At 37.7% G+C, this 25,737-nt stretch carries 21 protein-coding genes; 10 read left to right on the forward strand and 11 right to left on the reverse strand.

Annotated elements, in window-relative coordinates; all coding sequences use genetic code 11:
- Positions 1-15: 15 nt before the first annotated feature.
- A complete protein-coding gene (locus tag H4J56_RS05130) occupies positions 16-837 on the forward strand; it encodes a symmetrical bis(5'-nucleosyl)-tetraphosphatase (protein ID WP_182221740.1) in 822 nt (273 codons plus the stop codon).
- 224 nt (positions 838-1,061) lie between these two features.
- Positions 1,062-3,080 carry a methyl-accepting chemotaxis protein gene (locus H4J56_RS05135; RefSeq protein WP_182221741.1) on the forward strand — a complete coding sequence of 673 codons (2,019 nt, stop codon included), beginning with the start codon at positions 1,062-1,064 and terminating at the stop codon, positions 3,078-3,080.
- A gap of 157 nt (positions 3,081-3,237) precedes the next feature.
- Here the strand turns inward: H4J56_RS05135 and H4J56_RS05140 are convergent, their stop codons facing one another.
- The 3 genes from H4J56_RS05140 to rapA all read right to left on the reverse strand — a co-directional run bounded on the left by H4J56_RS05140 (position 3,238) and on the right by rapA (position 7,962).
- Positions 3,238-4,185: a DUF3530 family protein gene (locus H4J56_RS05140; RefSeq protein ID WP_182221742.1), complete on the reverse strand. Its 948-nt coding sequence runs from the start codon at positions 4,183-4,185 to the stop codon at positions 3,238-3,240.
- A gap of 106 nt (positions 4,186-4,291) precedes the next feature.
- On the reverse strand, positions 4,292-4,975 hold the full coding sequence (locus H4J56_RS05145) for a pseudouridine synthase (protein ID WP_182213885.1): 684 nt from the start codon (positions 4,973-4,975) through the stop codon (positions 4,292-4,294).
- A gap of 59 nt (positions 4,976-5,034) precedes the next feature.
- The gene (gene rapA / locus H4J56_RS05150) at positions 5,035-7,962 is read right to left on the reverse strand and encodes an RNA polymerase-associated protein RapA (protein ID WP_182221743.1); all 2,928 of its coding nucleotides are present in this window, start codon (positions 7,960-7,962) and stop codon (positions 5,035-5,037) included.
- Between the two features lie 355 nt (positions 7,963-8,317).
- On the opposite strand from rapA, the gene H4J56_RS05155 reads away from it, so the two are divergent.
- Together H4J56_RS05155 and H4J56_RS19890 are read left to right on the forward strand one after the other, a co-directional pair.
- Positions 8,318-9,697 (forward strand): PhoH family protein, encoded by a 1,380-nt coding sequence (locus H4J56_RS05155; protein WP_182221744.1) that lies wholly within the window; start codon positions 8,318-8,320, stop codon positions 9,695-9,697.
- Positions 9,698-9,859: 162 nt separating this feature from the next.
- Complete coding sequence (locus tag H4J56_RS19890) at positions 9,860-13,144, forward strand: ATP-binding protein (RefSeq protein ID WP_182258964.1); 3,285 nt, start codon at positions 9,860-9,862, stop codon at positions 13,142-13,144.
- A 42-nt stretch (positions 13,145-13,186) separates the two neighbouring features.
- Here the strand turns inward: H4J56_RS19890 and H4J56_RS05165 are convergent, their stop codons facing one another.
- On the reverse strand, positions 13,187-14,194 hold the full coding sequence (locus H4J56_RS05165; protein ID WP_259366348.1) for a hypothetical protein: 1,008 nt from the start codon (positions 14,192-14,194) through the stop codon (positions 13,187-13,189).
- A gap of 229 nt (positions 14,195-14,423) precedes the next feature.
- On the opposite strand from H4J56_RS05165, the gene H4J56_RS05170 reads away from it, so the two are divergent.
- On the forward strand, positions 14,424-16,205 hold the full coding sequence (locus H4J56_RS05170; RefSeq protein WP_182213733.1) for an acyl-CoA dehydrogenase C-terminal domain-containing protein: 1,782 nt from the start codon (positions 14,424-14,426) through the stop codon (positions 16,203-16,205).
- 254 nt (positions 16,206-16,459) lie between these two features.
- On the opposite strand, the gene H4J56_RS05175 is transcribed toward H4J56_RS05170, so the two are convergent.
- On the reverse strand, positions 16,460-17,122 hold the full coding sequence (locus H4J56_RS05175; protein ID WP_182213732.1) for a hypothetical protein: 663 nt from the start codon (positions 17,120-17,122) through the stop codon (positions 16,460-16,462).
- 239 nt (positions 17,123-17,361) lie between these two features.
- Here H4J56_RS05175 and H4J56_RS05180 point away from each other — a divergent pair, with 239 nt between their 5' ends.
- The 5 genes from H4J56_RS05180 (at position 17,362) to H4J56_RS05200 (ending at position 19,413) form a co-directional block, all read left to right on the forward strand.
- Complete coding sequence (locus tag H4J56_RS05180) at positions 17,362-17,544, forward strand: hypothetical protein (RefSeq protein ID WP_182258965.1); 183 nt, start codon at positions 17,362-17,364, stop codon at positions 17,542-17,544.
- Between the two features lie 12 nt (positions 17,545-17,556).
- Positions 17,557-17,829, forward strand: coding sequence for an MlaA family lipoprotein (locus H4J56_RS19990; protein ID WP_220465907.1), 273 nt, complete (start codon positions 17,557-17,559; stop codon positions 17,827-17,829).
- A gap of 281 nt (positions 17,830-18,110) precedes the next feature.
- A complete protein-coding gene (locus tag H4J56_RS05190; RefSeq protein ID WP_182258966.1) occupies positions 18,111-18,851 on the forward strand; it encodes a 1-acylglycerol-3-phosphate O-acyltransferase in 741 nt (246 codons plus the stop codon).
- Between the two features lie 11 nt (positions 18,852-18,862).
- Positions 18,863-19,216: a ribonuclease E inhibitor RraB gene (rraB, locus tag H4J56_RS05195; protein ID WP_259364676.1), complete on the forward strand. Its 354-nt coding sequence runs from the start codon at positions 18,863-18,865 to the stop codon at positions 19,214-19,216.
- A gap of 38 nt (positions 19,217-19,254) precedes the next feature.
- A complete protein-coding gene (locus tag H4J56_RS05200; RefSeq protein ID WP_182213728.1) occupies positions 19,255-19,413 on the forward strand; it encodes a hypothetical protein in 159 nt (52 codons plus the stop codon).
- 124 nt (positions 19,414-19,537) lie between these two features.
- On the opposite strand, the gene H4J56_RS05205 is transcribed toward H4J56_RS05200, so the two are convergent.
- The 6 genes from H4J56_RS05205 to H4J56_RS05230 all read right to left on the reverse strand — a co-directional run bounded on the left by H4J56_RS05205 (position 19,538) and on the right by H4J56_RS05230 (position 25,407).
- Positions 19,538-20,389 carry a FecR family protein gene (locus tag H4J56_RS05205; protein WP_182213726.1) on the reverse strand — a complete coding sequence of 284 codons (852 nt, stop codon included), beginning with the start codon at positions 20,387-20,389 and terminating at the stop codon, positions 19,538-19,540.
- 245 nt (positions 20,390-20,634) lie between these two features.
- Complete coding sequence (locus tag H4J56_RS05210) at positions 20,635-21,735, reverse strand: phosphotransferase enzyme family protein (RefSeq protein WP_182258967.1); 1,101 nt, start codon at positions 21,733-21,735, stop codon at positions 20,635-20,637.
- Positions 21,736-22,045: 310 nt separating this feature from the next.
- On the reverse strand, positions 22,046-23,356 hold the full coding sequence (locus H4J56_RS05215; RefSeq protein ID WP_182242307.1) for an ATP-binding protein: 1,311 nt from the start codon (positions 23,354-23,356) through the stop codon (positions 22,046-22,048).
- Between the two features lie 3 nt (positions 23,357-23,359).
- On the reverse strand, positions 23,360-24,055 hold the full coding sequence (locus H4J56_RS05220; protein WP_182169277.1) for a response regulator transcription factor: 696 nt from the start codon (positions 24,053-24,055) through the stop codon (positions 23,360-23,362).
- Between the two features lie 31 nt (positions 24,056-24,086).
- Positions 24,087-24,554, reverse strand: a complete 468-nt coding sequence (locus H4J56_RS05225; protein ID WP_182258968.1) for a DUF3019 domain-containing protein — start codon at positions 24,552-24,554, stop codon at positions 24,087-24,089.
- Positions 24,544-25,407, reverse strand: a complete 864-nt coding sequence (locus tag H4J56_RS05230; protein ID WP_182213719.1) for a MipA/OmpV family protein — start codon at positions 25,405-25,407, stop codon at positions 24,544-24,546. Before H4J56_RS05230 ends, H4J56_RS05225 begins: the two co-directional genes overlap by 11 nt.
- Positions 25,408-25,737 lie beyond the last annotated feature (330 nt).

Consider the following 25,737-nt stretch of genomic DNA (forward strand, 5'->3'; position numbering starts at 1 on the left):
TGCGACGCTTCGTTTATGGCTATCTATTTTGTCGGAGATATTCAAGGCTGTTACCACGAACTACGCGCCTTACTAGACCAAGTTGCCTTTTCGCCTGAAACTGACCAGCTTTGGCTAGCGGGTGATCTGGTTGCTAGAGGTCCAGACTCCTTAAAAACGCTGAGATATATAAAAGCACTGGGTAATAGTGCTCGAGTGGTTTTAGGTAATCATGACCTGCACTTATTAGCTATTTATGGTGGCTTGAAAAAAACAAAAGCTAGTGATTGTTTCGATGAATTATTAGCTGCTGCAGACGTTGATGAGTTAATGGGTTGGCTTGCTAGTCAACCGCTTATCCAAAAGTTACCCAATGAAAATGTTTATATGAGTCATGCAGGTTTGCCACCCTTTTGGACACCTGCAGAAGCTATGGAACAAGCAAACGATGTTAATATCAAGCTAGCATCAGCGCTAAGAAATGATTGGTTAGCCATAATGTATGGTGAAGAACCTAATCTATGGTCTTTGGCAAAATCTGCTGATGAAAAATTTCGAGTGACCGTTAACTCACTGACCAGAATGCGTTATTGCCAACTCGATTATGGCTTAGAGTTTTCATGTAAGCTTGCAGTTGAGCAAGCACCTGCCCATATAAAACCTTGGTTTGAGTTTACACAAAAACAAACAAATTATAGTTGGATATTTGGTCATTGGGCTTCATTAATGGGGCACTGTCCTGTTGACAATATTTATGCATTAGATACAGGGTGCGTCTGGGGCGGACATCTAACGTTATTACGATGGTCTGACAAGCAGTTGTTTACTGAGCCTTGCCACAGTACAAAACAAAAATAAAAAAACTTATGATAAAGCAATAACTAAAGGTGAAAAATAGCTTAAGCTTGTTATAATAAAATTAACGGTTAAGTTTTTAACAATATTAACCGATAATCTAATCGACAATAATGACAAATAAGCTATGATTATTGGCTTTGAAAATATAGGCCTGCATTCAAGGAAGTAGCAATTAATTTAGTTTACACTCGTACTCAATACTATCTATTTACACGGTGACATTTATGAATTTAACGGTAGCAATGAAAATAATGGGTGGTTTTGCCATTATTGCAGTCTTACTAGTAATAACTAGTGCTATATCTCTATGGAATTTGAACATAATTAAAGGCTCTACTGTACAACAAAGTGAGTTGGCGATCCCAACATTAAAAGGGAGTAACAAGCTTGCTAACACCTTAACCCAAATAGGTAACCTTACTTTACGTGCATATTATCAAACCGAATTAACGCCACTTAATAATAATCTTACGGCATATAATCAAGATAAAGATGACTTTTCTACTGAGCTGAAGAAATTAAAGCAAGTGGTGCGAAATGAAAATTCTTTATTAACTAATCTAGGTCAAGTCGATTCAGTTTATGCAGATCTCGAAAAAGAAATAGGATTGGTTTTTAGTAATAGGCAAGCCAGTATTAATCAAGCACTTATTTTAAGAGAAAAAATAGCTAACCTTGAAGAAAAAGCTGATGATGCAGCTACGATGTTACTAGACCTTGCCGACCACGACTTAGCTGACACTAAGCTTCAGCGAGCGGTTAGTTTAGGTGAAAGTATTGAAACCTTACTTAATGGGCTAGTAAGCTCAGCACTTGAATATCGAGGTTTAATCGACAGGTCGTCAACAGATTTAGTGGGTAACCAAATATCCAATAGCTTTGTTGATGTAAATAAATCATTTACCGATATTATATCCGAGCTATCTAATCAAGGCGCCGAAGATGTAGCTGATGATTTGTCTGTTGCTTTGAGTGAATTAACTGAATTAATTAACTCTAACAATGATATTTTTTCTCACAAAGATAAACAACTGATTGCCCTTAAAGTCGCAACAGAAAACTTAGATGCTGCAGAACGTGACATCAAAAAAGCCAATGCCATTTTAGAAAAACAAGTCGATTTAGCGAATCAAACTGCGATGACGGCGGGTAAACTTGTTCAAGAAAAAGTGGCCGATGGTAACTCACAAACTATAGGTATTATGATTTTTTCAATTGTTGCCGCAATTGGTATTGCTTGGTTTACACTGCTTAGTATTACCCGACCACTGTCTTTGGTTAATAAAATGCTTAACATCGTTGCTTCTGGTGATTTATCTCATAAGTTAGATGAAACGGGTAAAGATGAATTTGCTGAATTATCACGTAACTGTAATTTATTAATTGATAGTTTGCGTACGCTTATTCAAGGTATTGTTAGTCGCTCTACACAACTAGCAACTGCCGCAGAAGAAACTTCAGCGGTAACCGCACAAGGTACCATTGCTATTGCAGAACAACGCTCACAAGTTGAACAAGCCGCTTCTGCGACTACGCAAATGAGCAGTACTTCTCAAAGTGTACTATCTAGTGCTAATGATACACTAGGTGAAATAAAGCAAGCTGATGACGAAGCCAAGCGTATAAAAATTATTTCTGAACGCAATCGCCAAACTATCGGCTTACTTGCTGACGAAGTTGAAGAAGCAGCACAAGTTATTAATAAACTACAGCAAGACAGTGCTTCTATCGGTGGTATTCTTGACGTCATTCGCGGCATAGCTGAGCAAACAAACTTACTGGCATTAAACGCAGCTATTGAAGCCGCTCGTGCCGGAGAGCAAGGTCGTGGTTTTGCCGTAGTTGCTGATGAAGTAAGAACGCTAGCTAGTAGAACGCAAGTGTCTACACAAGAAATACAAAACATGATTGAGGTACTGCAAACCGGTGCTCAACGAGCTGTTGGCGTTATGGATACGGGTAAGAAGCAAGCCGCAAATTGTGTAGAGCAGAGCGAAGAAGCTGAGAAAGCGCTGCAAACTATTACTCATTCGGTTCACGAGGCATTTGATAAAAGTACTCAAATTGCTGCGGCTGCTGAAGAACAAAGTGTCGTCGCTCATGAGATTAGCGTTAATTTAGAATCTATTGTTGCCATTGCTGAACAAACAACGGCAGGTGCACAGCAAACGGCACAATCAAGTAATGAAGTCGCTAAGTTAGCTGAAGAATTACAACAGTCAGTGCAAGAGTTTAAGCTATAAGTGCTAATCGCTCTGCTGATAATGGTTAGCTAATGAATTAACTTGTATTAACGATTAAAAAGCCCCCGCTGAGGATAACTTCAGCGGGGGCTTTTTGTTGATTGTAGCTAACGGGGTAGTAACTTATTGAGATCAGCGTTTGAGTTTATAGCAGATGTTACCAACCAATAGATTTAAGCCAGCCATTTATTGACCTTAACAACGCTTTTTCAGGGTAATAGCCAATTTGATTATTGTGCAGTTCAGTTTGTCGATAATAGACTTTCATTTCTTTAACTGCTTGTGCTTTACGAATTTTAGCGGCAGAGGTCGCTAATTGCTGCTCTCTTGACAGATAGATATCTAAGAGAGGAAACTCACTGGTCGCCAGTACTTTAGCAAATGAGAGGCTTTGCTCTGTAGTATTCATATAACCACTAAGCATGACCATAGCACTTGGCGATTGTAGTTTACCGGTACTGTATAAATTGGCCAGTAATATGGCATGACTGCCTTTTGATACCACGACAAATATACCAGGATAATCTTTAGCTTTTTCCATCACCGCCGTCATTAGTTCGGTCAAATGTTCTTTGTGTGCCAGTAAGGTTTTATCATCGTCTTCGAGTTGAATCGATCGCTTTAATGCGCGAGAAGGGTAACCTAAAGGGATACTTGGTGGCTGAATAGCTATGGTTGTCCAACCTTGGCTAGGCAGTACTTTTTGTAGATAATTTAAAGCGTTGCTACTTTTTGCACTCATTCCCCAGTCAGGGAGCAGTATCATTACCCCTTTTTGATTACTGGCGGTATTTTCATTGATAATGGTAATAAAGTCTTGAGCGCCAGCTAACATAGGCGTTATTTTTTCAGCCGTTAGGTAATGAGTCAGATCTTGTTCTTGTTGCAGCAGCGAATTAATAGGGGCTAAAATTTTTGGACGTTTTTTAGGAGCTACTTTACTGGCATCACCGGATTCATCTGCTGTTTTTGTCGCCTCTTGCTGCTCTGGAACTTTTGGCTTTTCGGTTTTATTTTCTTCTTGGTATAACAATGCATAACTGTTAATAGTAACAAGGCTAAATAGACAGAAAATGATTAATGAAGCTAAAACACGTAAAGACATATGTTCCTTAAAATTATAGGCGGTGAGTACTTACCGAAAATTGTTTAATGGACGTATGATCAATTATCGGCAAATACTTTATTTTCTTAACCAGAAAAAATGCTTATCAAAGAAACGGGCAAGGAACTTTGAAAGTGAGTGTCTTTTCTATACATGGATGTGCGAGCTCTAACATTTGCGCATGCAATAATAACCGTGCACTTGCCGTAACCGCTGACTCATGTGAGTATAATCTGTCACCCAAAATAGGGTGGCCTAAAAATAACATATGGACACGTAGTTGATGAGAACGCCCTGTTATCGGGGTTAATTCAACTAAGGTACTTGGCACCGAGTTAGCATCAGTATCGCGTGATAATACTCGGTAATGGGTCAACGACTGTTTACCACGTTCATGGTCAACCATTTGTCGTGGACGATTTGGCCAGTCACAAATAAGCGGTTGATCGACCGAACCATTATCATCTTTCATATGACCATAGACACGGGCAATATAGCTTTTTTTCGTTTCGCGTTGCTGAAACATTCGACTAATTGCGACATGTGCAGGTTTATGTAACGCCATGATCAATATACCAGATGTTGCCATATCTAATCGATGAACTACCGTTGCGGTTGGCAGCACTTTATTCACTCGACTTTGTAAACAATCTTTATGAGCGGGTAAGCGACCTGACACGGTTAATAAACCACTTTGCTTGTTGAGCACCACAATATCATTATCGCGATAAATTATATCAAGGTAAGGCGACATAGGCGGGCAATAAACAAACTCTGGGTTTGGCGCCATGGGCACAACTTTTTGTTGTGCCTGCTGATCGTTTGGAATTTCGTGTTGGCTTGACATCGTTAGTTACTCACCACTATTAAACGTATCGCTTCAAATTTCAACTGTGCTTTACCTATGTAGTGGCTTAATTCACTTTGCTGTACTTTGATAAAGTCGAGCTCTTGCTGGCGAACACTTGGGTTGATAGTTTTTAGTGCTGTTAAGCGTTGAAATTCTGCATCTAGCGTTTTATGCATATTGGCTAGGGCTTTTTCTTGAATGCTCAAAACCTGTGGCTTAGCATGTGCTTCAGCTTTTGCTACTAAAGGTGTTACTTGATCTTTCAAGGCTTTAACCAATTGTAGCGCTACTTGTTTTTTAACGGGTGCAAGCTGTTGATCTAGAACATTTTCACCCACTTTATCTGCCAAGTCAGTGCCATTCTTATCAACCAAAACACGTATGGGTGTCGTCGGTAAATAACGACCCAGCTGTAAGTGATTGGGAGCGGTTGCTTCGATAGTAAAAATACATTCAATAAAAAATGTTCCTGCCGGCAATGCTGGGTTTTTCAATAAACCTATGCTCGAGTTACCCGTTTGATCACTGAGCACTAAATCCATTGCTCCGCGCACCATAGGGTGGTCCCAAGTTAATAAGTGATAATCTTCACAAGCTAGCGCAGTATCTCGGTTAAAAGTAATGGTTGTACCATCATCAGGCAGGCAAGGGAAATTACCACAAAGCATGTGCTCACTAGGCTGTAAAGCGATGGCATTATCTGACTTGTCGTCTTGAGTGATACCAAAAACATCAAGTACTTGAAACATAAATTGTGGTAATTCAATTTGTTGGTCCAGTGCTGAAATTTCTTTAACTAGTTGGTGAGAGCGGCCTTGACCAGAAGAACGTAATTCTAGTAATTTATCCCGTCCTGACTCTAATTCCGCTTTAAGGGTTAAGTGCTCTTCATGGCTTTCATTGATTAACTTTTCTGCGGCTGTCGACTGCCACTGCGCCGTTAAGGCTAAATCAAACAGTTTATCACCAAACTTATCAAAAATTGCTCGGCCAGTGATACAAGTATGTTCAAAAGCGTTTAAACCATTTTGATACCAGTCAAAAAGTAATCCTTGTGCAGAGTCAGTAAAATAGGGGACATGCAAACGAATGGTTTGTGTTTGTCCAATACGGTCTAAACGACCAATACGCTGTTCTAAAAGATCAGGGTTGCTCGGTAAGTCAAATAACACTAAGTGATGGGCGAATTGGAAGTTTCGACCTTCACTGCCTATTTCAGAACAGAGTAAACATTGTGCACTGTCTTCGTCTTGGGCAAAATAAGCAGCGGCTTTGTCGCGTTCGAATATACTCAAACCTTCATGAAAGACCGCTGCACGAATACCTTCTTTTACGCGTAACGCCGCTTCTAAGTCAATCGCAGTTTGTGCATGCGCACAAATGACCAATAACTTTTCTTTTTTCAATGTTTGTAAAAGTTCGATTAAGTAGTCAACACGAGGGTCGATATCAGTCCAATTTTCATGGCTGTTTAACGAAAATAAAATTTCAGGCGTAAAAACTTGTTTAGCTTGAGCCAAGGTTTTTAAATTTTCACTAGTGTCCGATAATAAAAACTCATTGATTTGCTCTTGATAAGCCTCTGGTAAAGCTAAAGGCGTAGAATGCAATTCACGCTCAGGGAAACCTTTTATGGTATTTCTGCTGTTTCTAAAAAGAATACGGCCAGTGCCATGACGGTCGAGTAGTTGTGTTAGCACTTGTTCTCGTGATGCATCTTGCGCAAGTATTTCATTATCGCTGGGCAATGCTATATTGACGTTTATTAAATGTTGACTGATATCAGTTTCTTTTAATAGCTTAGTCAATGTTACTTGTTGTGCTGGCGACAAAGCATCTTTAGCTACCAAAGCATTGGCGGCATTGGCGACTTCAGTATAATGGCTTTCTTCTTCTGTAAATTTTTGATAATCAAAGAAACGGTCAGGGTCAAGCAAGCGTAAACGTGCAAAGTGGCTTTCATGACCAAGTTGATCTGGTGTTGCTGTTAATAACAAAACCCCAGGGATAGTCTGGGCTAGTTGCTCAATACATAAATATTCAATGCTAGGGTTGTCTTGATGCCAATTTAAGTGGTGAGCTTCATCAACTACCATTAAATCCCAGTCCTCAGCAATGAGCTCTTCATACCACTCTGGATTTTTGGTAACAAAATCTAAATTAACCAAAACGAGTTGTTCAGTACTAAATGGATTTTCTTGTTCACCTGAGTTTTTTATTTCTTGGCAACGTTCACTATCAAAAATACTAAAATGTAAGTTAAAACGGCGTAACATTTCTACCAACCACTGATGCATAAGTGATTCAGGCACAATAATTAAAATACGTTGTGCACGACCGGTAACAAGCTGCTGGTGAATAATGAGGCCAGCTTCAATGGTTTTACCTAAACCAACTTCATCGGCAAGTAACACGCGAGGTGCAAATCTACAGCCAACTTCTTCAGCGATATAAAGTTGATGAGGAATTAAACTGACTCTGCCACCACTTAAACCCATTAATGGCGATTGCTGCTGAGTATGCTGGTGTTTTAAGCTATCTTTGCGTAAACGAAACCAGTCGAGACGGTCAACTTGACCATTAAGCAATCGATCGTGCGGTTTATTAAATTTGATAAAGTGGTCAATCATCACTTCTTTTAGTGACGTTTCTTCACCGGTATCTTGGCGCTTACCATGGTAAGTGAGTAAGTTGTCAATATCTTCAACCTCTTCAACGATAAGCATCCAGCCTTCGTGGCTAGGAATACTATCCCCTTGGTTGAAAATAACACGTGTTAATGGTGCATTTGCTATGGCATATTGGCGCGATTCACCGGTAGCGGTAAATAAAATAGAAACAAAACGGTGTTCAACCGTTAGTACCGTGCCTAATCCTTGATCCGACTCTCCGTCACTTATCCATCGTTGACCAGGGTAAAAAACCATATAAAAACTCCAAAAATTAAAACCTTGCACGATTTTTAAAAACTTGTGCAACAGAACACGCCAATACGGCATTAAAAAAGGGCGCTATAGTAACGTTAATCATAGTTAGGATCACCAAAAAATGCCGAGAATTTACAAAAGGCGGCAATAAAGTTTGTCTGAGGACAAATAATCTTTCGATGCCACTTGCCAGTGATAAATTTAGCTGGCAAAGTAAAGTTATCATTCACGTAATAAGGTGATCGGTAAAGGTATAGTTACTGTTTTTGGTTTTTTAGTCGCAGTTGAAGACTAAGTGATTAAGCTTACTTAACGATTCTTCTGTGTCACGTTAACTTAGATAGGAGATCTTTGTATGAATGATGAAAAAATTCTTTACGTATTAGACACAAATATTTTATTACACGAACCTTTCGCTTTTCTCTCTTTTAAAGAGCACGACGTGGTCGTCCCCATGACTGTGCTTGAAGAATTAGACTCCATTAAAGACCGCCGCAAAGATGTTAGTCGAGATGCCCGTGTTGCGATACGTGCACTTGAAGATATGCTTGTCGATGCCACTCCTGAAGAAGTACTTGCGGGTGTTAAATTACCTCAAAATGATGACGAACATCCCAGTGGTTGTTTATCAATCTTTAATGATTATACCTTAGAGCAAAAAGCTGGCCGGTTATCTTTTAATGAAAATGACAATCGTATTATTAACGCGGCTTTATACCTACAGGAAAAAAAGGCGCCCAATAAAGTTGTCTTGGTCACTAAAGATATTAATATGCGCTTAAAAGCTAAAGGCGCAGGTTTGGCTTATGTTGAGGATTACCGTACAGATCAGCTTATCGATGATATTAAATTTTTAACGAAAGGCTATCACAAGTTTGAAGGTGACTTTTGGCAACATGTTAATGAGTGTGAAAGTGAAACTGAAGGCCGAAATACCACCCACTATGTTAAGCGTGATGTCCTTCCTAATACTTACATGAATGAATATCTTATTGATGATAGTGAGAACTTTGCCGGCAAAGTTACTGGTTGGGATGACGAAAAATTGTCGATAATGGATTTAAGCCGAGACCGTTTAATGGCAAAACAAGCGTGGGGGATCCATCCAAAAAACATTTACCAGGGGATGGCATTGGATGCTTTACTTGACCCAAGCATAGATTTAGTGATTCTTACTGGGCCAGCAGGTTGTGGGAAAACACTGCTAGCGCTGGCGTCAGCGCTTGAACAAGTAATAGAACGTGGCCTCTATGATAAAGTCATCGTTACGCGCAGTACTCCAGAAATTGCTGAGTCTATTGGCTTTTTACCCGGAACAGAAGAAGAAAAAATGGCGCCTTGGCTCGCGGCTATTACCGATTCATTAGAAGTGTTGCATAAACAAGATGAAAATATGAATGGTAGCCTTGATTACATAATGGAAAAAGCCAATATTCAGTTTAAGTCAGTGAATTTTATGCGCGGCAGAAGTATTCAAAACTCTTTGGTTTTGCTCGACGAATGTCAAAACTTAACGGCATCGCAATTAAAAACAATTATCACTCGTTGCGGTGAGGGTACTAAGCTGGTTTGTTCAGGTAATCTTGCTCAAATTGATAGTAATTATTTAACGGCGGTTACGTCAGGGCTAACCTATATTGTTGAACGTTTTAAAGACTTTTCAGGTAGCTCAACTATTAATCTAAATGGTGTGGTGAGAAGTCGATTAGCCTCTTTCGCCGAGGAAAATTTATAGGGTCAGCTGATTTTATAGGTAATATTTAAAGGCTCATTTTTGAGCCTTTAGTTTTGATAATTGACCGACTTAGCCGTGCGACTAGTTATCAAAGACTATTTTAAGTAAGATGTATTAATTGTTATAAATTAAAATTATCTGAATAAATATAAGGTTGCAACAGTGTTTGATAAGTCCTCCAAAGAACAGGTGTTTAGTCGTTACAATCGTTCTGTTTTGGCTGTGTTTATCGTAATAACATTGATTGCTATGTCGATAGCGTCTTACCGATATTTTATTGAGTTAGATTCATATCAGGCACGAGAACTTCGCACCTTAACTACACGTGCTAAGCAGTTAGAAAACACCTTGATTTTGGGGTTAAAAAGTATTGCTGGCATTAAAAAATTTGCTAATTATCATCTTTCTTTCCCCGAAGAGTTACTTGCTACAACCCCGCCACTTGAACAAGACGGTAATGAATTCTATTTAAAGAAAAATAGCCGAGATTCTTTTGCTCATCGAAAAAATTACCGAGGAAGTATAACGGGTATCGGGCAGGTTGCTGATTTTGATGAGTTACAAAAGCAAGAGCTGGCAATGGCAAATGCGTTAACGCCAGCATTTATTATTGCCAAAAATTCAATTAAAGAATCTAATTGGTTTTATTACATCTCTTTAAATCAATTTGTTAGCCTATATCCTTGGATAGGGCGTGATAGTTGGCGGTTCTCAGAACATAACTTAAATAATGACAATATCAATAGCATTAAAACGCTATTGCCTGGCGACGACAATTTCTTTTGGTCACCACCTTATTTAGATTCAGCAGGTAAAGGCTTGAGTGCTTCGTTAGGCACAGCTGTCTATCGTAATCGATCACTCGCTGGCGCGGTGCTAATGGACTTTAGTTTATCAAGTTTGAGTGATGGTTTGCCTGATATTAGTAAACCTAATCAAGCGTTAATATTGCTTGATGAAAAGAACAATATTCTCATCCACAAAACGGCTGATAATCAAGCCTTATCAACCAAGCTGACTTGGCAAGATATTGCACCAAAGCAATTAGCAAGTTATTCCTATCAGCGCATTAATCAATTACCCGACAGTCACAAAGAGGGCACTTGGCTCATTCAAAAATATCAACTACCTATTAATGGTTGGGTTCTCCTTAAGTACCAACCTTATCAAGAATTTACTGCCTCTATTTTTAATCGATTTATCTTGATGCTGGTTTTGTTTTTTGTCGGGCTATTTGCCTTTATGAGTATCATCTATATCGTAACGCGCAAAACCTTTATGAAGCCCACTAAAGAATTTATTAATCATATTGAACATTGCTCACATGGTGATCCAGGTAAAGTAAAACCTCCAGCGGACTGGTCATATTGGTTTAAAATTGTTGAAGATATTTTTGGACAAAATCGTACTTTATTGCAGCAAATGAAAGATCAAAATGTGATTCTTGATACGCGTGTTAACGAAAAAACCCAAGCGTTACGCCTTAAGAGTGAACAACACCAACGTGACTATGCTTTGCTGCGTTCGGTGATGGATGCTATTCCTGATTACATCATTTTTAACGACTTAGATGGCACCATGATGGGGTATAACAAAGCGTTTGAAAACTTTGTTCAAGCAGGCTCACTAGATTTAATTGGTAAGTGTAGTAATGAAGTAGTCAGTGTCGAGTTAGGTCAGTCATTAGTCGCTATGTCTGAAGCGTCATTAACACGGTCAACAGAACAAGGATTAGCAGAGGTTGTTGAAACACCGGCTAATACTTATGAGGTGTTTAGTAACCAGTTATATAGTCAAACCGCTGAAATTGTTGGCACTATCAATTTAGTACGTGATGTTACCGCGCAGTATTCGGCGAATGTCGCTTTGGAACAAGCAAAAAACCAAGCTGAATATGCTAACCAAGCAAAAAGTCAGTTTTTAGCTAATATGAGCCATGAAATACGCACGCCAATTAATGCGATTAAAGGTATGCTATTTTTATTAGCCAGAACACGTTTAACGAATGAACAGCAGCAACATATATTAAATGCTGAAGGTGCATCTGTGTCCCTTTTACATTTGGTTGATGAAGTGCTTGATTTAGCCAAAATAGAATCTGGCAATATGTCTGTTATAAAAATGCCCGCCAGTATTGACAAAATAGTCGATCAAGCCGTTAAACTTAATATCGGTATGATCAGTGAAAAACAATTATCTCTAAAGATAAATATTGCTGTTGATGTGCCAGATATTGTCTTAACTGATGATATGAGATTGGTGCAAGTACTAACAAACTTACTTAATAATGCGATGAAGTTCACCCACCAAGGTGAAATTTCACTAACAGTTGAAAAAGTTAATACGGGCAATGATGCTGCAGGCACCATCTTTGATGACTCACAGGTTTTAGTACGCTTTATCGTTGCTGATACAGGTATAGGTATAGCTCAAGAAAAACAAGGTCACTTATTCGAAGCATTTCGTCAAGCAGATGAGTCGATGACCCGCGAATATGGTGGTTCAGGATTAGGATTATCTATTTGTCAGCAAATTATCAATCTTTTATCGGGTGACATTTCCTTGAAAAGTGACTTAGGTAAAGGCACTAGCTTTACTTTTGTTTTACCTTTTAACGTTGTTGAAAATAAGGCATCAAGCAAAAAATCAGCACTGACCTTGTGCAGTTATTCTCAAGAATTATCTGAATCGTTAATAGGTCATCTAGCGGGTTCTCAAATAAGCCATGTTAATATCACGGCGTTATCGGAACTCGACAAATATAAGAACAATGAAAATGTAGTGCTGATTATTGACGAACAAAGCATTAATAAATATCCAGAAAAAATATATCAAAGCTGTCTTGATAACCAGATTTTATTAGCGATAAGTCATCCAATGGCTAAAGGTATTTCCAGTGAAATCATTGAACGTATTGAGGCATTAAAACTTTCTTATATCTTGCTAGAAAAACCACTTTATCGAAGCTTTATCAGTAAGCTATTTTCAGTCATAACAGCTAGAGAGCTTGCGGCTGAAGCAGCCATTAACGAATCGATTACTTTGCAAAGCCTGTCGCAAGACATTGATAATTTAAAAGGTATTAATGTTTTATTGGTTGAGGATAATTTAGTTAATCAGTTGGTGGCAAAAGAGCTATTAAAAACGATGCAAGCCAATGTCATTATTGCGGGTCATGGTAAAGAAGCGTTGGAAATATTGACCGATAAGCAGCACCATATTGATGTTGTGCTTATGGATATTCAAATGCCGATCATGGATGGTTTAACAGCGACTAGACAAATACGCCAACAAAAAGAATTTCATAACTTACCCATTATCGCGATGACGGCGCACGCCCGTGAAGAAGACAAGCAGAGAAGCTTAGCAGCGGGTATGAATAAGCATATGGCAAAACCTATCAGTGCTGAATTACTACTTTCGAGTATTTTAGACGTGCTTAATTAATTGCAACAACTCATCGTTATTCACATTAATAACAGCTCGGTGTTATGGTTCCTTACCCACTACAGTCGTATTATTAAGGTCTGTTTTTAATGCTCGCTTTACCTTTTTATGGAACCGCTCTGCTGTGTAATGCCCGTTACCTACCGCTAACTCTGAAGCGGGAGCTATTTTCCCTAAAGGTAAAAGCCTAGGCCCTGTTGGCTCTGCTAGCACATACGATATGCCATCAATAACAACTGTTTGATCATTTGCTTGCACAGGCATTTGAATACCGAGTAAAGCGTGATTATCAATAAAGACTAGAATCATTTTTATACGTGGCATTAGGCTACGTAAAATTGCCGCTGTTAACGTGACTTTACTGTCGCAATCACCTTGGTTTTCCCATAATAACTTTAATGGTGGATTAAAACCTGCTCCAGAGGCGGTTACTCTTGATTCTAAAGTTGCATAGGGAATACTTTGTATAAATCCTAAAACATAGTCGGTAACTTTTCGAATGTTTTTTATTGAAAACTTTTTAAGAATAATAGGCTTTACCGGCTTTAAATCAATGCTGGCAATATTTGCAAATCGTCCATGGTCTGGTTTTACCGCGTTAATTTGATCATGAGTTATAAATTGATGATAGTAATTATCTGCTAAATATTGATCACTTAACGCTTGCTTTAACTCATAAACTCTAGCGTAGGCGGCATTGATTGTTTGGTTGTTTCGTCCTTTTATGACAATTTCATCATTTGTGGAATTTTTATTAAAATCAATCATTACACCGCGGATAGGCTCTGCACGTAACTTCTTTTGTAGGGCATTATTAATTGAATATTTTGCCATATCAGCTTTAAATACTTTGAAGTTTCTAAAACGATCGAATATTGCTTTTTTAGCCAGTAAAAATTGTAGGCTTTGTGTTTCACCCTGATAATCAAGCCATTGATAATTAAATTGGTAATTATCTCCTTTTTCTACTTTTGAAAAGGCGAGTTGTTCGGCTAAGGCCAAAGAGGGCATTAAACAGCAAAGCGTTATGCATAAAAATTTAGTTAACATAGGAGAAGTCATCGAAAATAATCAAACCACTAGCAAAGATATTACCTATGCTAACATTAACGCATTTTTACTTTTCATACCAATCAACAAAAGATGACTTAATATTTATCGTTGACGCTTTACTTTTAAGCAGATTTTGCTATATTCAAACGCATGTTTGAAATGATTGTTTCAAAAGTTAAATTACAATGTTATTTGTCGTAACATTTAAAAATATTAGGGGAATACCGTGGCTGATTATCAAGCACCATTAAAAGATATGAATTTTTTGTTATATGATGTTTTTTCAATGGAAGCAATGTGGCAGTCAATGCCTACCTTATCAGAGCATGTCGATCGCGAGACCGCGCAAGCCATCTTACAAGAATGTGCAAAAATAGCTGAGCAAGAAATTGCCCCGCTTTCACGCCAAGGTGATGAAATTGGTGTAAGTTTCAATGAAGGTAAAGTAACAACCGCTCCAGGTTATAAAGAAGCATTTAAAACTTACGCTGATGGTGGTTGGACAGGCTTAGGTGGCGAACCTGACTTTGGTGGTATGGGTATGCCTAAAGTGATCACGGCATTACACGAAGAAATGCTCTGTTCAGCAGATATCGCCTTTTCATTATATCCAGGGCTAACCGCTGGCGCTGGCTTGTCGATTGCTAAGCATGCGACAGACGAATTGAAAGAGCGCTATTTAACACGTTTGTATGCAGGCGACTGGATGGCAACCATGTGTTTAACTGAGCCTCATTCTGGTACTGATTTAGGATTGATTTACACTAAAGCTGTTCCTGAAGACGATGGTAGCTTTGCCATTAGTGGTACAAAAATATTTATTACTGCTGGCGAACATGATATCACTGAAAATATTGTCCATTTAGTATTGGCGAAATTACCCGGTGCGCCAGCCGGCCCTCGTGGTATTTCATTATTTTTAGTCCCTAAATATCAAGTCAATGACGATGAGTCATTAGGTGATTTTAATAATGTGAGCTGTGGTTCCATTGAACATAAAATGGGTATTCACGCTTCAGCAACTTGTGTAATGAATTTTGATAGCTCAAAAGGTTACTTAGTTGGCGAAGAGAATAAAGGCTTAGCCTGCATGTTCACTATGATGAATTTTGAACGTATTGGTGTTGGTATTCAAGGTATTGGTGCGGCAGAACGTTCTTACCAGAATGCTTTAGAATATGCAAAAGAACGCTTACAAGGTCGTTCATTGTCAGGCGCTAAGTATCCAGAGAAAGCAGCTGATCCTATCATTGTTCATGGTGACGTACGTCGTATGTTACTTAACATGAAGGCATTAACTGAAGGTTCACGCGCATTGTCTACGTACATTTCAATGACACTGGATATGGCAACCTATGGCGAAGGCGAATTAAAAACTAAGGGTGAGAGTTTATCAGCTTTAATGACTCCTTTAGCGAAAGCCTTTTTTACCGATTTAGGTCTTGATAATACCGTTGCAGGTCAACAAGTCTTAGGTGGTCATGGTTATATCCGTGAATGGGGACAAGAGCAGCTGGTTCGTGATGTTCGTATCGCACAAATATACGAAGGCACTAATGGCATTCAAGCGATGGACTTATTAGCAAGAAAAGTAGCCGCTAGTAAGGGCGAGTTAATGCAGACTTTTATCAATGAAGTGAACACTTACATTGAACAAACTTCTGCCGATAACATGCAAGAATTTATTCAACCTTTAAAAGATGCCAATATTGATTTAGCTGAATTAACTCAGCATATCCTTAAAGCAGCGCAAGGGAATATTGAAGAGTTAGGAACATCGGCTAACGATTACCTGCATGTATTTGGTTACACAGCAATGGCATTTGTTTGGGCTAAAATGGCTGAATCAGCTTTGGCTAAAGAAAGTTCAAGCGATGAATTTTATGAAAGTAAAATAAAAACAGCGCGCTACTACTTCGCACGTTTGTTACCACGTCGTTTGTCATTGACTGCGTCGATAAAAGCTGGTTGTGATACTTTGTTTGATATTGATGAAAGCTTATTCTAGTCAGCTAAAGTAACATTAAATAGCATGATAAAAAAAGCGCTACCATTTTATGGTAGCGCTTTTTTATTGATCTCACAGCGACCCTTTTTGATTACGTCATTCTATTGATCTTATAGCGACCTTTGCCATTTTAATGATATTTTAGCGTCTCTTTTGTGATGACGAAATTCTTATAGCGACCCTTGCAATTCTATTGATGTTTTAGCGCCCCTTTTGTGGTGACGAAATTCTATTGATCTTACTGCGACCAAAGATTAAAAAATATAGGTGGTGCCAAATATCGCTACTTGTTCTTTTTGAATATTATTAATAGGTAAATTGTTTGTAGAATCTTCATGAGCTGTTGATGTTAACCCTCCGCTCACATACCAGTTATTGTTTATTGAATATTGACCTAGAATACCAAACCTAGCATAGGATTTTGCGCCGTTAATATCTCTGGAAGATACTTCGCTTGAAACAAAGTCATTACTGTAAAACTGGTAGATTGAGTGATCACTTAAAGACTCTATTTTTGCAGTAACAAGTAAGGCAAAATTTTCTTGTTGTAGTACTCGGTAACTGCCTTGAATAAAAAAAGTCTGTTCATTAATTTGATCAAGCCCCTGGTGTGAAAAACCACTTTGGGCACTAAAAGCTTTATTATCAAAAACGATCGCTATTTGGTGAGTTTCAGATTTGTTGATTAATCGTGTCTCAGATGGGGCAGTGGCTTTGCTTGTCAGAGGGAACCCTATGGCTTCTAAATCATAACCTTTATCTAAAGCCTCAAAAATTACCGCCGAATTGGCCCAGTCACTAATTAAGGATCCCTCTATAGCGCTTGGTACTATTTTTTCATCGTCGTAGGCTTGTGCATTAGGTAATACACTTAAGGTAAATAGTAGTGATAGCATCCATTTTATCAATATTTTCATGAGATAACCTATTCCAAAAAATTAATGTTTTTATTATTTTAATTAACTTTTACTAGATGTTAACTATAGGCAAGTATTGAAAAAAAGGCGTTATATTTAGCTTAAATACCACTTTATATCGCTTAATATTTGATTAGTCGAAGAATTAACCTTGGTCAACACAGTACAAAAAACAACGAGAGTATTTAGCTTAATAAAATATTGAGTGTGAAATAGTTGGCTTTAATGACCCTATTTATTTGTCTTTTATTGAAGGTAATGTCGAAGCGCCTCGAGTGAAGTTGTCTTTAGCCCATCAAAAAATAGCGGTTACTAATCGATATGACGATCCTTGGCAAGGGTTCAATCGACGTATGTATGACTTTATGCAAAAGCAGACGAATACATACTTTTACCTTTTGTTGCTGGCTATAAAGCAATAACACCTGACTTTGTTGAAAGAGCGGTTAGTATTTTTTTACAAACGTAGGAGCGTTTTCTGTTTTTATCAACGCACTTTTACAAGTAAACCTAGTGTTGGCGTTGAAACTCTTGGTCGTTTTGCGGTAAATACCACTCTTGGTATTTTTGGTGTTTTGGGTGTATTTGATGTAGTAACGAAAATAGGTCTAGATAAACAAAATGAATACTTTGGTCAAACACTGGGTTTATGGGGCATTGCCCCAGGACCTTATTTAGTTTTGCCTATACTAGGCCCATCTTCGTAACGTGATGCTTTTGGGGTAGGAATTGATATGCTTGCCTTGCAAATCGTTATTGATGAATTAGATGCCAGTGGTGATAAAGAGATATTACTGACTTTTTTACGCAGTATTGATATGAGCGTTTAAAAGTTCTTTATATGAAATATAGAGAAATTCAAATAGCCCGATAATTTCCATTAGATAAATAATAGCTGTTTACCCCCATTTTAGTTAATAAAAAGGAATTTTGTTGTCGAACATCTATAAGGTATACTGCGCCGATATATAATAATTAGGATGTAAATTTGTTAGCCATAATTCGCTTTATTGTCATGACACTAGCTTTAGTCTTTATTTGTTGTGCTGCTTGTATTTATAGTATTTTACGACCCTTTCATCGTAATAATGTCTATCATACCTCACATTATTTGAGTAAGGTCTCTACACTTTTAGGCCTAACTATTGAGGTTAGAATACCAGAAAGTATTAAAAATATTGGACCAGCAGTTTATATATGTAACCACCAAAATAGCTACGATATTTTTACTGTTAGTGCAGCTGTTCAGCCTTCTACTGTTAGTGTTGGCAAAAAAAGTTTAAAGTGGATCCCTTTTTTCGGCCAAATGTATTGGTTAACGGGTAACATTTTAATTGATCGTTCAAATTCAAGTAAAGCCATTAATACCATAGCGTTAACTGCAAAAAAGATTACTGAAAAAGAGTTGTCTGTGTGGTTATTTCCAGAAGGAACTAGAAGTAATGGTAAAGGTTTACTGCCTTTTAAAACTGGCGCATTTCGAACAGCGCAACAAGCAAATGTACCTATTATTCCTGTTTGTGTTAGTAATTTACACGGCAAGATAAAATTAGGTCGTTGGAACAACGGTAAATTGATTATTGAGCTATTAGAGCCTATATATTTTAATAACCAAGCTAAAGAAAGTATTAGAGAAGTCGCTAACACCGCCCATAAAAGTATGCTTGTTAAAATTGCTGAGCTCAGTAAAGAGTCTGGAAACGAGCTAATCCTAAAAAATAAAGTTTAAAAATAGAGATCATGATGATAGATGAAGATTTGCAACAATGGCAAGATCACACCAATAATTTAGTGAATGCCCTTATCGAAGATGGTACCAATGAAGAGGTACATCACACTATTGAGCATCATTTTTCTAGTACAGATTTTGATCTGCTAGAAAAAGCGGCTATTACCGCTTTTAAAATGGGTTTAGAAATAGAAGACCCTGAAGAAGCCGAGCTAGAAAATGGTGATAAAGTTTTCGCTTTTGATATTATTACTGAACAACCGCTCGATGAAGAGATTATTTTCGAAGAGACTAAAAAAATGTTTGAGTTAGCCAGCCTTTGTAAAGTTGATTATGATGGTTGGGGGACTTATTTCGAAGAATAACCGTTAAAGCTTAATTAATAATTTTAAAGGACTTACTGATGGGATGGTTAGAAACACTACTTAATCCGGCAACACTCGCATTATTAATACCCATTATTGCTATTGTTGGCGCCTTTTCTGTTAATGCATTGAAAGCGCATCATAGGCACCAAGAGCGAATAGAAAAAATTAAGCAGGGTCTTGACCCTGATAGCTAATATTAATAATTTAATATGCTTAACCGTAAAACCTAAAAAAGCAAAGTCTTAGCACTTTGCTTTTTTAGTAAATGAGATAATACTTTTAAAAACGGTATTCGGCGCCAGCTTAGCAATAAACGCTTTAGTGATTTTCTTCGGTGTTTAGGCTTAAGCGAATGATGTTATTATTTACTTTTTCGAATTGAACATTAAAGTTGTTTTTTAAAGATTCAAGTAGCCCATCGATATCGTTAGCTTTAAAGTAGCCTGATACTTTTGTTTGGTTGAGTTTACTATCAATGATTTCAAACTTTATGGTGGTATAGCGACTAACTTCAGTTAAAGCTTCATCTAAGGGTTGACCATTAAAAACTAACATACCTTGTTGCCAGGCGAGTACTCGCTGAATTTGTTCAAAAGACGTGCTTTTATTTGCAGTGAAGGTACTATTTTCTATGGTGGCAATTTCACCTGACGCAATCACTACCCCAGGCAAATTTTCTGTTGTTAACCTTGTTTGTTGTTTAACTAATTTATCGATGGGCTGGTATGACTCGGTAATTAAAACACGGCCTTTGGTCACAACAAGCTCGATATCTTTGTTTGATTTTTTTTCTATATTAAAAATGGTCCCTAAGGCGGTAAATGATCTTTCACCCACCATGACCATAAAGGGTCGACTTTTATCTTTAGTAACATCAAAGCTCGCTTCGCCTTTTATAAGCGTTAATAAGCGCATCTTTTTTGAAAAATTGACTTCGATTAGGCTATTGGTGTTGAGCTTAACTCTTGAACCATCAGAGAGCGAGAATCGAGTCTGCTGACCAATGCCAGTTTGCAATGTGCTTACTTCCACAAATTGTTGTTCATTATCGCTTTTAGTAAATGTTGTGATGTTATTAACTAAGTTACTGGCAATTATCAATATAAATGCAATGCTTGCTAACATGGCGTATTTAACAAACCTTGGGGTGACGTTATTATAGCGAGCCATTATTATTCTTATTATTATATTTTGAAAATAGTGTAGGTTAAAAAACAAACAATAACAACAAGGTCAAACTCGTCAAATATAAGATACATTATTGGATTCTTCACTCATTATAACTTGTGTCTCTAATCGCAAAAGTGGCAAAGTAACACTCAATAAAGAAGGTAGAATTGATTGATTAGCAGGTCGTGTCGCCTTTAATATAACTTTACCCCGTTTATAAGTCTGACCAAAGGCAACAGCAGGGGTTAACTTATGGCGAGGGCACAATCAGTGGTTATTTTATTCAGTTTTTCACGATCCTTATGTAACAACTGATAAAGGTTAAGCTGATTTTTAGCACGTTCTACATTATGACTTTGATGCTTAACATGAAAGTAATTATCTCCATCTAGATAATCAGTTAAGAATCGAACGCCGAGCATAAAAGGTAATAATTGTGCGCCAATTGTTAAGCTTTGTCGTTCAAGTGCCGACATTTTGTCACCAAAAGCTTCTATGTAGCCTTGCGCTAGCGCGCTGTAAATATCAAATCTAACGGCCATCTTTGTTAAATCTTTGCCATCTTCAGGTAAATTTGAACAGCAAGTTCTTACCATGTCACCAAAGTCATGCATAAGATATCCTTGCATGCAGGTATCTAAATCAATGACAGCAAGTGGTTGGTTGGATTTAGTACAAAATAATAAATTATTAATTTTAGTATCGTTATGGGTAACTTGCAGCGGAAGTTGTTGGGTAAGGCTAGCGACTTCATCAATAAAAACTTGCTGAGCAAAACAAAAATCAACGAGTGCTTGGCATGAAGATAAACGCTGCTTAGCATTGGTATTGACTACCGTTTTTAAATCATCCATTCGTTTAGATAAATTATGAAAGTCAGGAATGGTTTCGGTTAATGATGTTGCAGAAAAATCACTTAATGCTGCTGTAAATTGCGCAAAAGCTGAGCCAACCTGCCGTGCTTGTACGGGGTTTTCAACTTCTTCAACAGTAAAACAGTTCGGTATGTAGCCAATAGCACGCCAGTACTCTTTGTGTTCATCAATAACAAAAGGTTGTTTATCGATAGTTGGTATTTGCCATATTGGCGATAGCGAATATAAATTCTGCTGCTTTTTTGCTAATAAATGTTGGTTAATCAATTCCGCATTATTAATGACGTCTTCTGGCTTTTTGAAAACGTTTTTGTTTATTCGTTGTAAAACAAAATTATCGTTAATATTCCGCACTAAGTAAGTGCTATTAATTAAGCCATTCCCTAAAGGAGATACGCTACATTGATCAACAGAACATCGATAGTTCGTTAGCACTTGTTTTAGGGAGGTGTTATTAACAACTTTACTCATAGTTATTTACTGCTAGTGTTTAGTTTTGAAAAATAAAAAACAAAATAGTCCTTTATTTTAAAAGGCTTTAGTTAATTTTATCAAGATGAAATCAGGCGGTATACTAATAGAAAGTTATAAATATGGGAAGTTAAAGCTTTAGCATTACTCATATTTACCGTAAGTAGAGGGTGGCAACTAACTTAATAGGGTACTAATGCAAAATAGCAGTCACCAATTGGCCATTCTTTCTGTAAATGATAACGATAATAGCACACTCATCTTATTATCATCACAAGTTGTCTTGGTAGCAAACTATTGTAAATGTTTATTATTTTTCAATTTGACTCTGCGCTGGAAAGAGTAAAATAAATCGTGCACCTGATAAATGAAGACCTGCAATGACTTTAATGGTGCCTTGATGCCAGTCCATCACTTTAGCGCTAATAGCAAGCCCTAAACCAAAGTGTCCTTGCTCTCGTGAACGTGAACTATCAAGTTTTATAAAAGGTGAAAAAATGACGTCTCGTTTATCTTTTGGAATACCTTTACCGTCATCTTCTACTGCAATGGAAAACCCTTGCTGGGTTAGCTCTACCGATAATATGACTTGTGAATTGGCATGCTGAATAGCATTACTCACTAAGTTTAATGCGGCGCGATAACACCAATGAAAGTCTAAAGAATAGAATTTCTCTATGTTTAATGACTGGCAAGTTAATTTAATATTATGTTGTTCTGCTAATGATTGACAGTCGCTGGTCACCAGTTCAATGAGATTATTGACATCAATTAATTCGGTATTTAAATGAAAGCTCTGTCGTTCCATACCCGCATAGTCAAGAAAAGCAGTTGTCATATCTTCCATGCGGGTCAATTCGTTTTCCATACGCAAAAGATAGTTGTTTTTTTTGTTTAAATCATCACAGTCTAATGCGGCTTCAACGCCAAATCGCAGGCATGACATAGGTGTGCGAATATCATGGGAAATACTGCGGGCAAGAATTTTATTGTCAGCAACCAATTTCTCTATGCGCGCCGCCATATTATTAAAGCTGCTTTCTAAGGTATTTATATAAGATAAACGGTTATAAGGAACACGTATTGATAGATCGCCAGCGCCAATTTTAGCAGCGGCAAATGTCAGTAAATAAAGGCGACGAGTTAATGGCAACAGCCAGAGCAGTAAAATACCACAAATACCTAGATAGAGGATCAGGGTGAAAAGTAAATTTTCTTGTTCATTTTCTGGCACCATCGGTGGTAATTGTAAATGTATCAGCGTTTGTGGATACAAGGATATCTTTCTTAATAAATAAGCATCATCTTGAGAAGCGAGTAATAAACCACCTGATTGTGAGAGTTGTGCCAGTAAAGAGGGTGGCAGAGCAATGTTATCGGTACTTTCAAGTGAAACATTGACTTGAAAGTTCTTTGCTAATTGATTGGTTTTTTCTAATAATTCATCAGCTTTTATGCTTGATAACTGTTGCTCAAAACCATCAATGAGTTTCTGGTAAACCACTAACTCTGTATTTTCATGTTCATTACCTTGTTTTGCGACCAGTTTATCTAGTCCCCAACTTATAATGAATAATGCCCCCAACACGGCAACTACCATACTGATATACAAGCGTTTCATTTTTTATTCAGCCCACGCATCGGCCACGAATAAATAGCCTTTACCCCAAACCGTTTTAAATTTTTGTGGTTTTTGTGGATCGTCTTTAAATATTTTTCGTAGTGTTGAAAGCATCACATCAAAACGGCGATCTTGTCCGTCATATTCGCGACTTTTTAACGCTTTAAATACGGTGTCTCTGTCAACAACTTCGCCAGCATGGCTAGCAAGAAAAGTTAAAAAGGCAAATAAACTGGTCGATAATTCCACCTCTTCATTTTTATAGGTGACTCGCTTAGCTTCACCATTAATAATGAGTGAACCGAAGGTTATTATTTGCGTAGATGATTCGGTTGGAGCGCTATGCTTAAGCGCACCCGTTATTCTCGCTAGTAGGGCACGTGGACGAACAGGTTTTATTACGTAGTCATTAGCGCCGGCCTCTAAGCCTATAACTTCATCAAACTCATCCGCTCTAGCGGTGAGCATTATTATCGGTAACTGACTTTCCTGGCGAATCAATCGGCAGACTTCAATGCCATTCAAACCAGGTAACATAATATCGAGCAATACCAATTGTGGTTGAAATTTTGCCATGGCGGCCATGACTAAGTCACCACGAGCGACATGATCAACAATAAAATTTTGTTCGCGAAGATACTCACAAACCCAATCAGCTAAGGTTAAATCATCTTCTACTAATAAGATTCGACTGGTCATTTTTTTATCCTTATTACATCTGACGTTAGCATTAAAATATACGCCAGCGACGTTTTCTTGGGGTTGCTTCGTGCACCCAGCTTACTTCTACTGCGGTTTCTGCAATAACTTGCTTGTCTTTAGAGGACATCAGCTGGAATTCAATTTTCTTATTTGATTCAAAATTAAAAATAATTTCGTTGCCATTGCTACTTTTCCAGCATTTTATGTTTTGCTGAACTGTTCGTGCTGTTTTTTCTTGTTTAATCAATAGACAATAATCTTGCTTAATATCGCTAGACCAATTTATTTTTACGTTAGCGTAGCAGGTTCTACCATATCGCAAAGCAATACAGTTAGCTGGCTGTGCTGAAAAGCTTACGTGATTTTTTGGCGATTTTTCGAGCTGCTGAACTTGTTTCTCCTGCGTTATTTCTGCGGCGACACTAGACGTCAAACCCGCGAATAAACAGCTTAATAACCACTTTTTAGCATGTCCTTTGCTAAATTTAAAAGACATAAAGTACCCCTAACATCACTTGTGTTAAGTGTTGCTGGCCAATCAGAGGGCTGTCATTATAAGAAGCAGAATAATAACTTTGAGTTACACCGCCATTAAACGACCACTTTTGAGATATAGGGTAGCGAGCAAATACTTCTAATTGTGCTTTATAACTGCTACCGGGTTTATAAAAAGAACGCATATCTGAAACTTCATTCTTATTAACACCGACAAAGTAATCAGTCACTTGTGCTGAATAGTGGGTAAGACCTGCGCCAAGATAAATGTCCCAATTTCTATAGGGAAGCAACTTGCTATAAAAGATATCAGCCACCCAGCCATCGGTGATAAGTGCGGCGACATCGACCGATAAAATAGCATCGTCATAAAAGTGGGAATAACGAAAGCCTAACCCTTCACCCGAGTCTCTTTCTTGTAAACCGAGTAAGGTGGCGATACCAGAGTCGCTATTTTTTATTAATTCTTTAGGCTGATAACCCTGTACATAAGTTTTGGTGATAATATCGAGTTCCCAATTGTCTTCAACAATGAGTTCGTAGCCTATTTCACCTCCTAGCGTGACAGCATCAGAGCGACGATGATTTGATTGGATAAAAAAACCTTTGTAATAAACATCAAGTAACAGTGAAATATTAAGGTAATCTTCAAATTCTGATGGCTCAACCCCCATTAATTGACTCTGTTGGTAAATACCTGAGATCCCACCCATAGCTTGCCAGCTGAATGTTTTATCAAAGACCGTAGTTTCATTTTCATGTTGTGGATCAGCAGCTAAAGCGGGTACTGATATAAATGTCAGTAATAAAAAAAAGAGTTGATAGGTACTTTTTATTAAGTTTTTACTCAACATAATTTACAGCCTATTAAGCGATCTGTCTTTGGAAGATGATTGTTCATGATTCTTCGATAAATTCTTATTATTTTTTATATAACTAAATGTTAACAAATGTAAGCAAATTTTGTCAGACATATGCGTTTGAAAAATGTTTAAAAATTGTAAGCAAGTAAATATGTATAACTATCGAGTAAAGTAAAATTGCTGCTTAGCGTCTCAGCAGTAAATCAAAAGCAACGAAGGGTAAATCCGTATACTAATGGAATGAAAGAACGGTACATCCTCGCGCAGAACTGTCATAAAAGTCTTTATATTCAGATGTTTATTACCCACTTTTTACTTTTT

This window comes from Colwellia sp. BRX8-4 (genome assembly GCF_014077345.1).
Lineage (GTDB): Bacteria > Pseudomonadota > Gammaproteobacteria > Enterobacterales > Alteromonadaceae > Colwellia_A.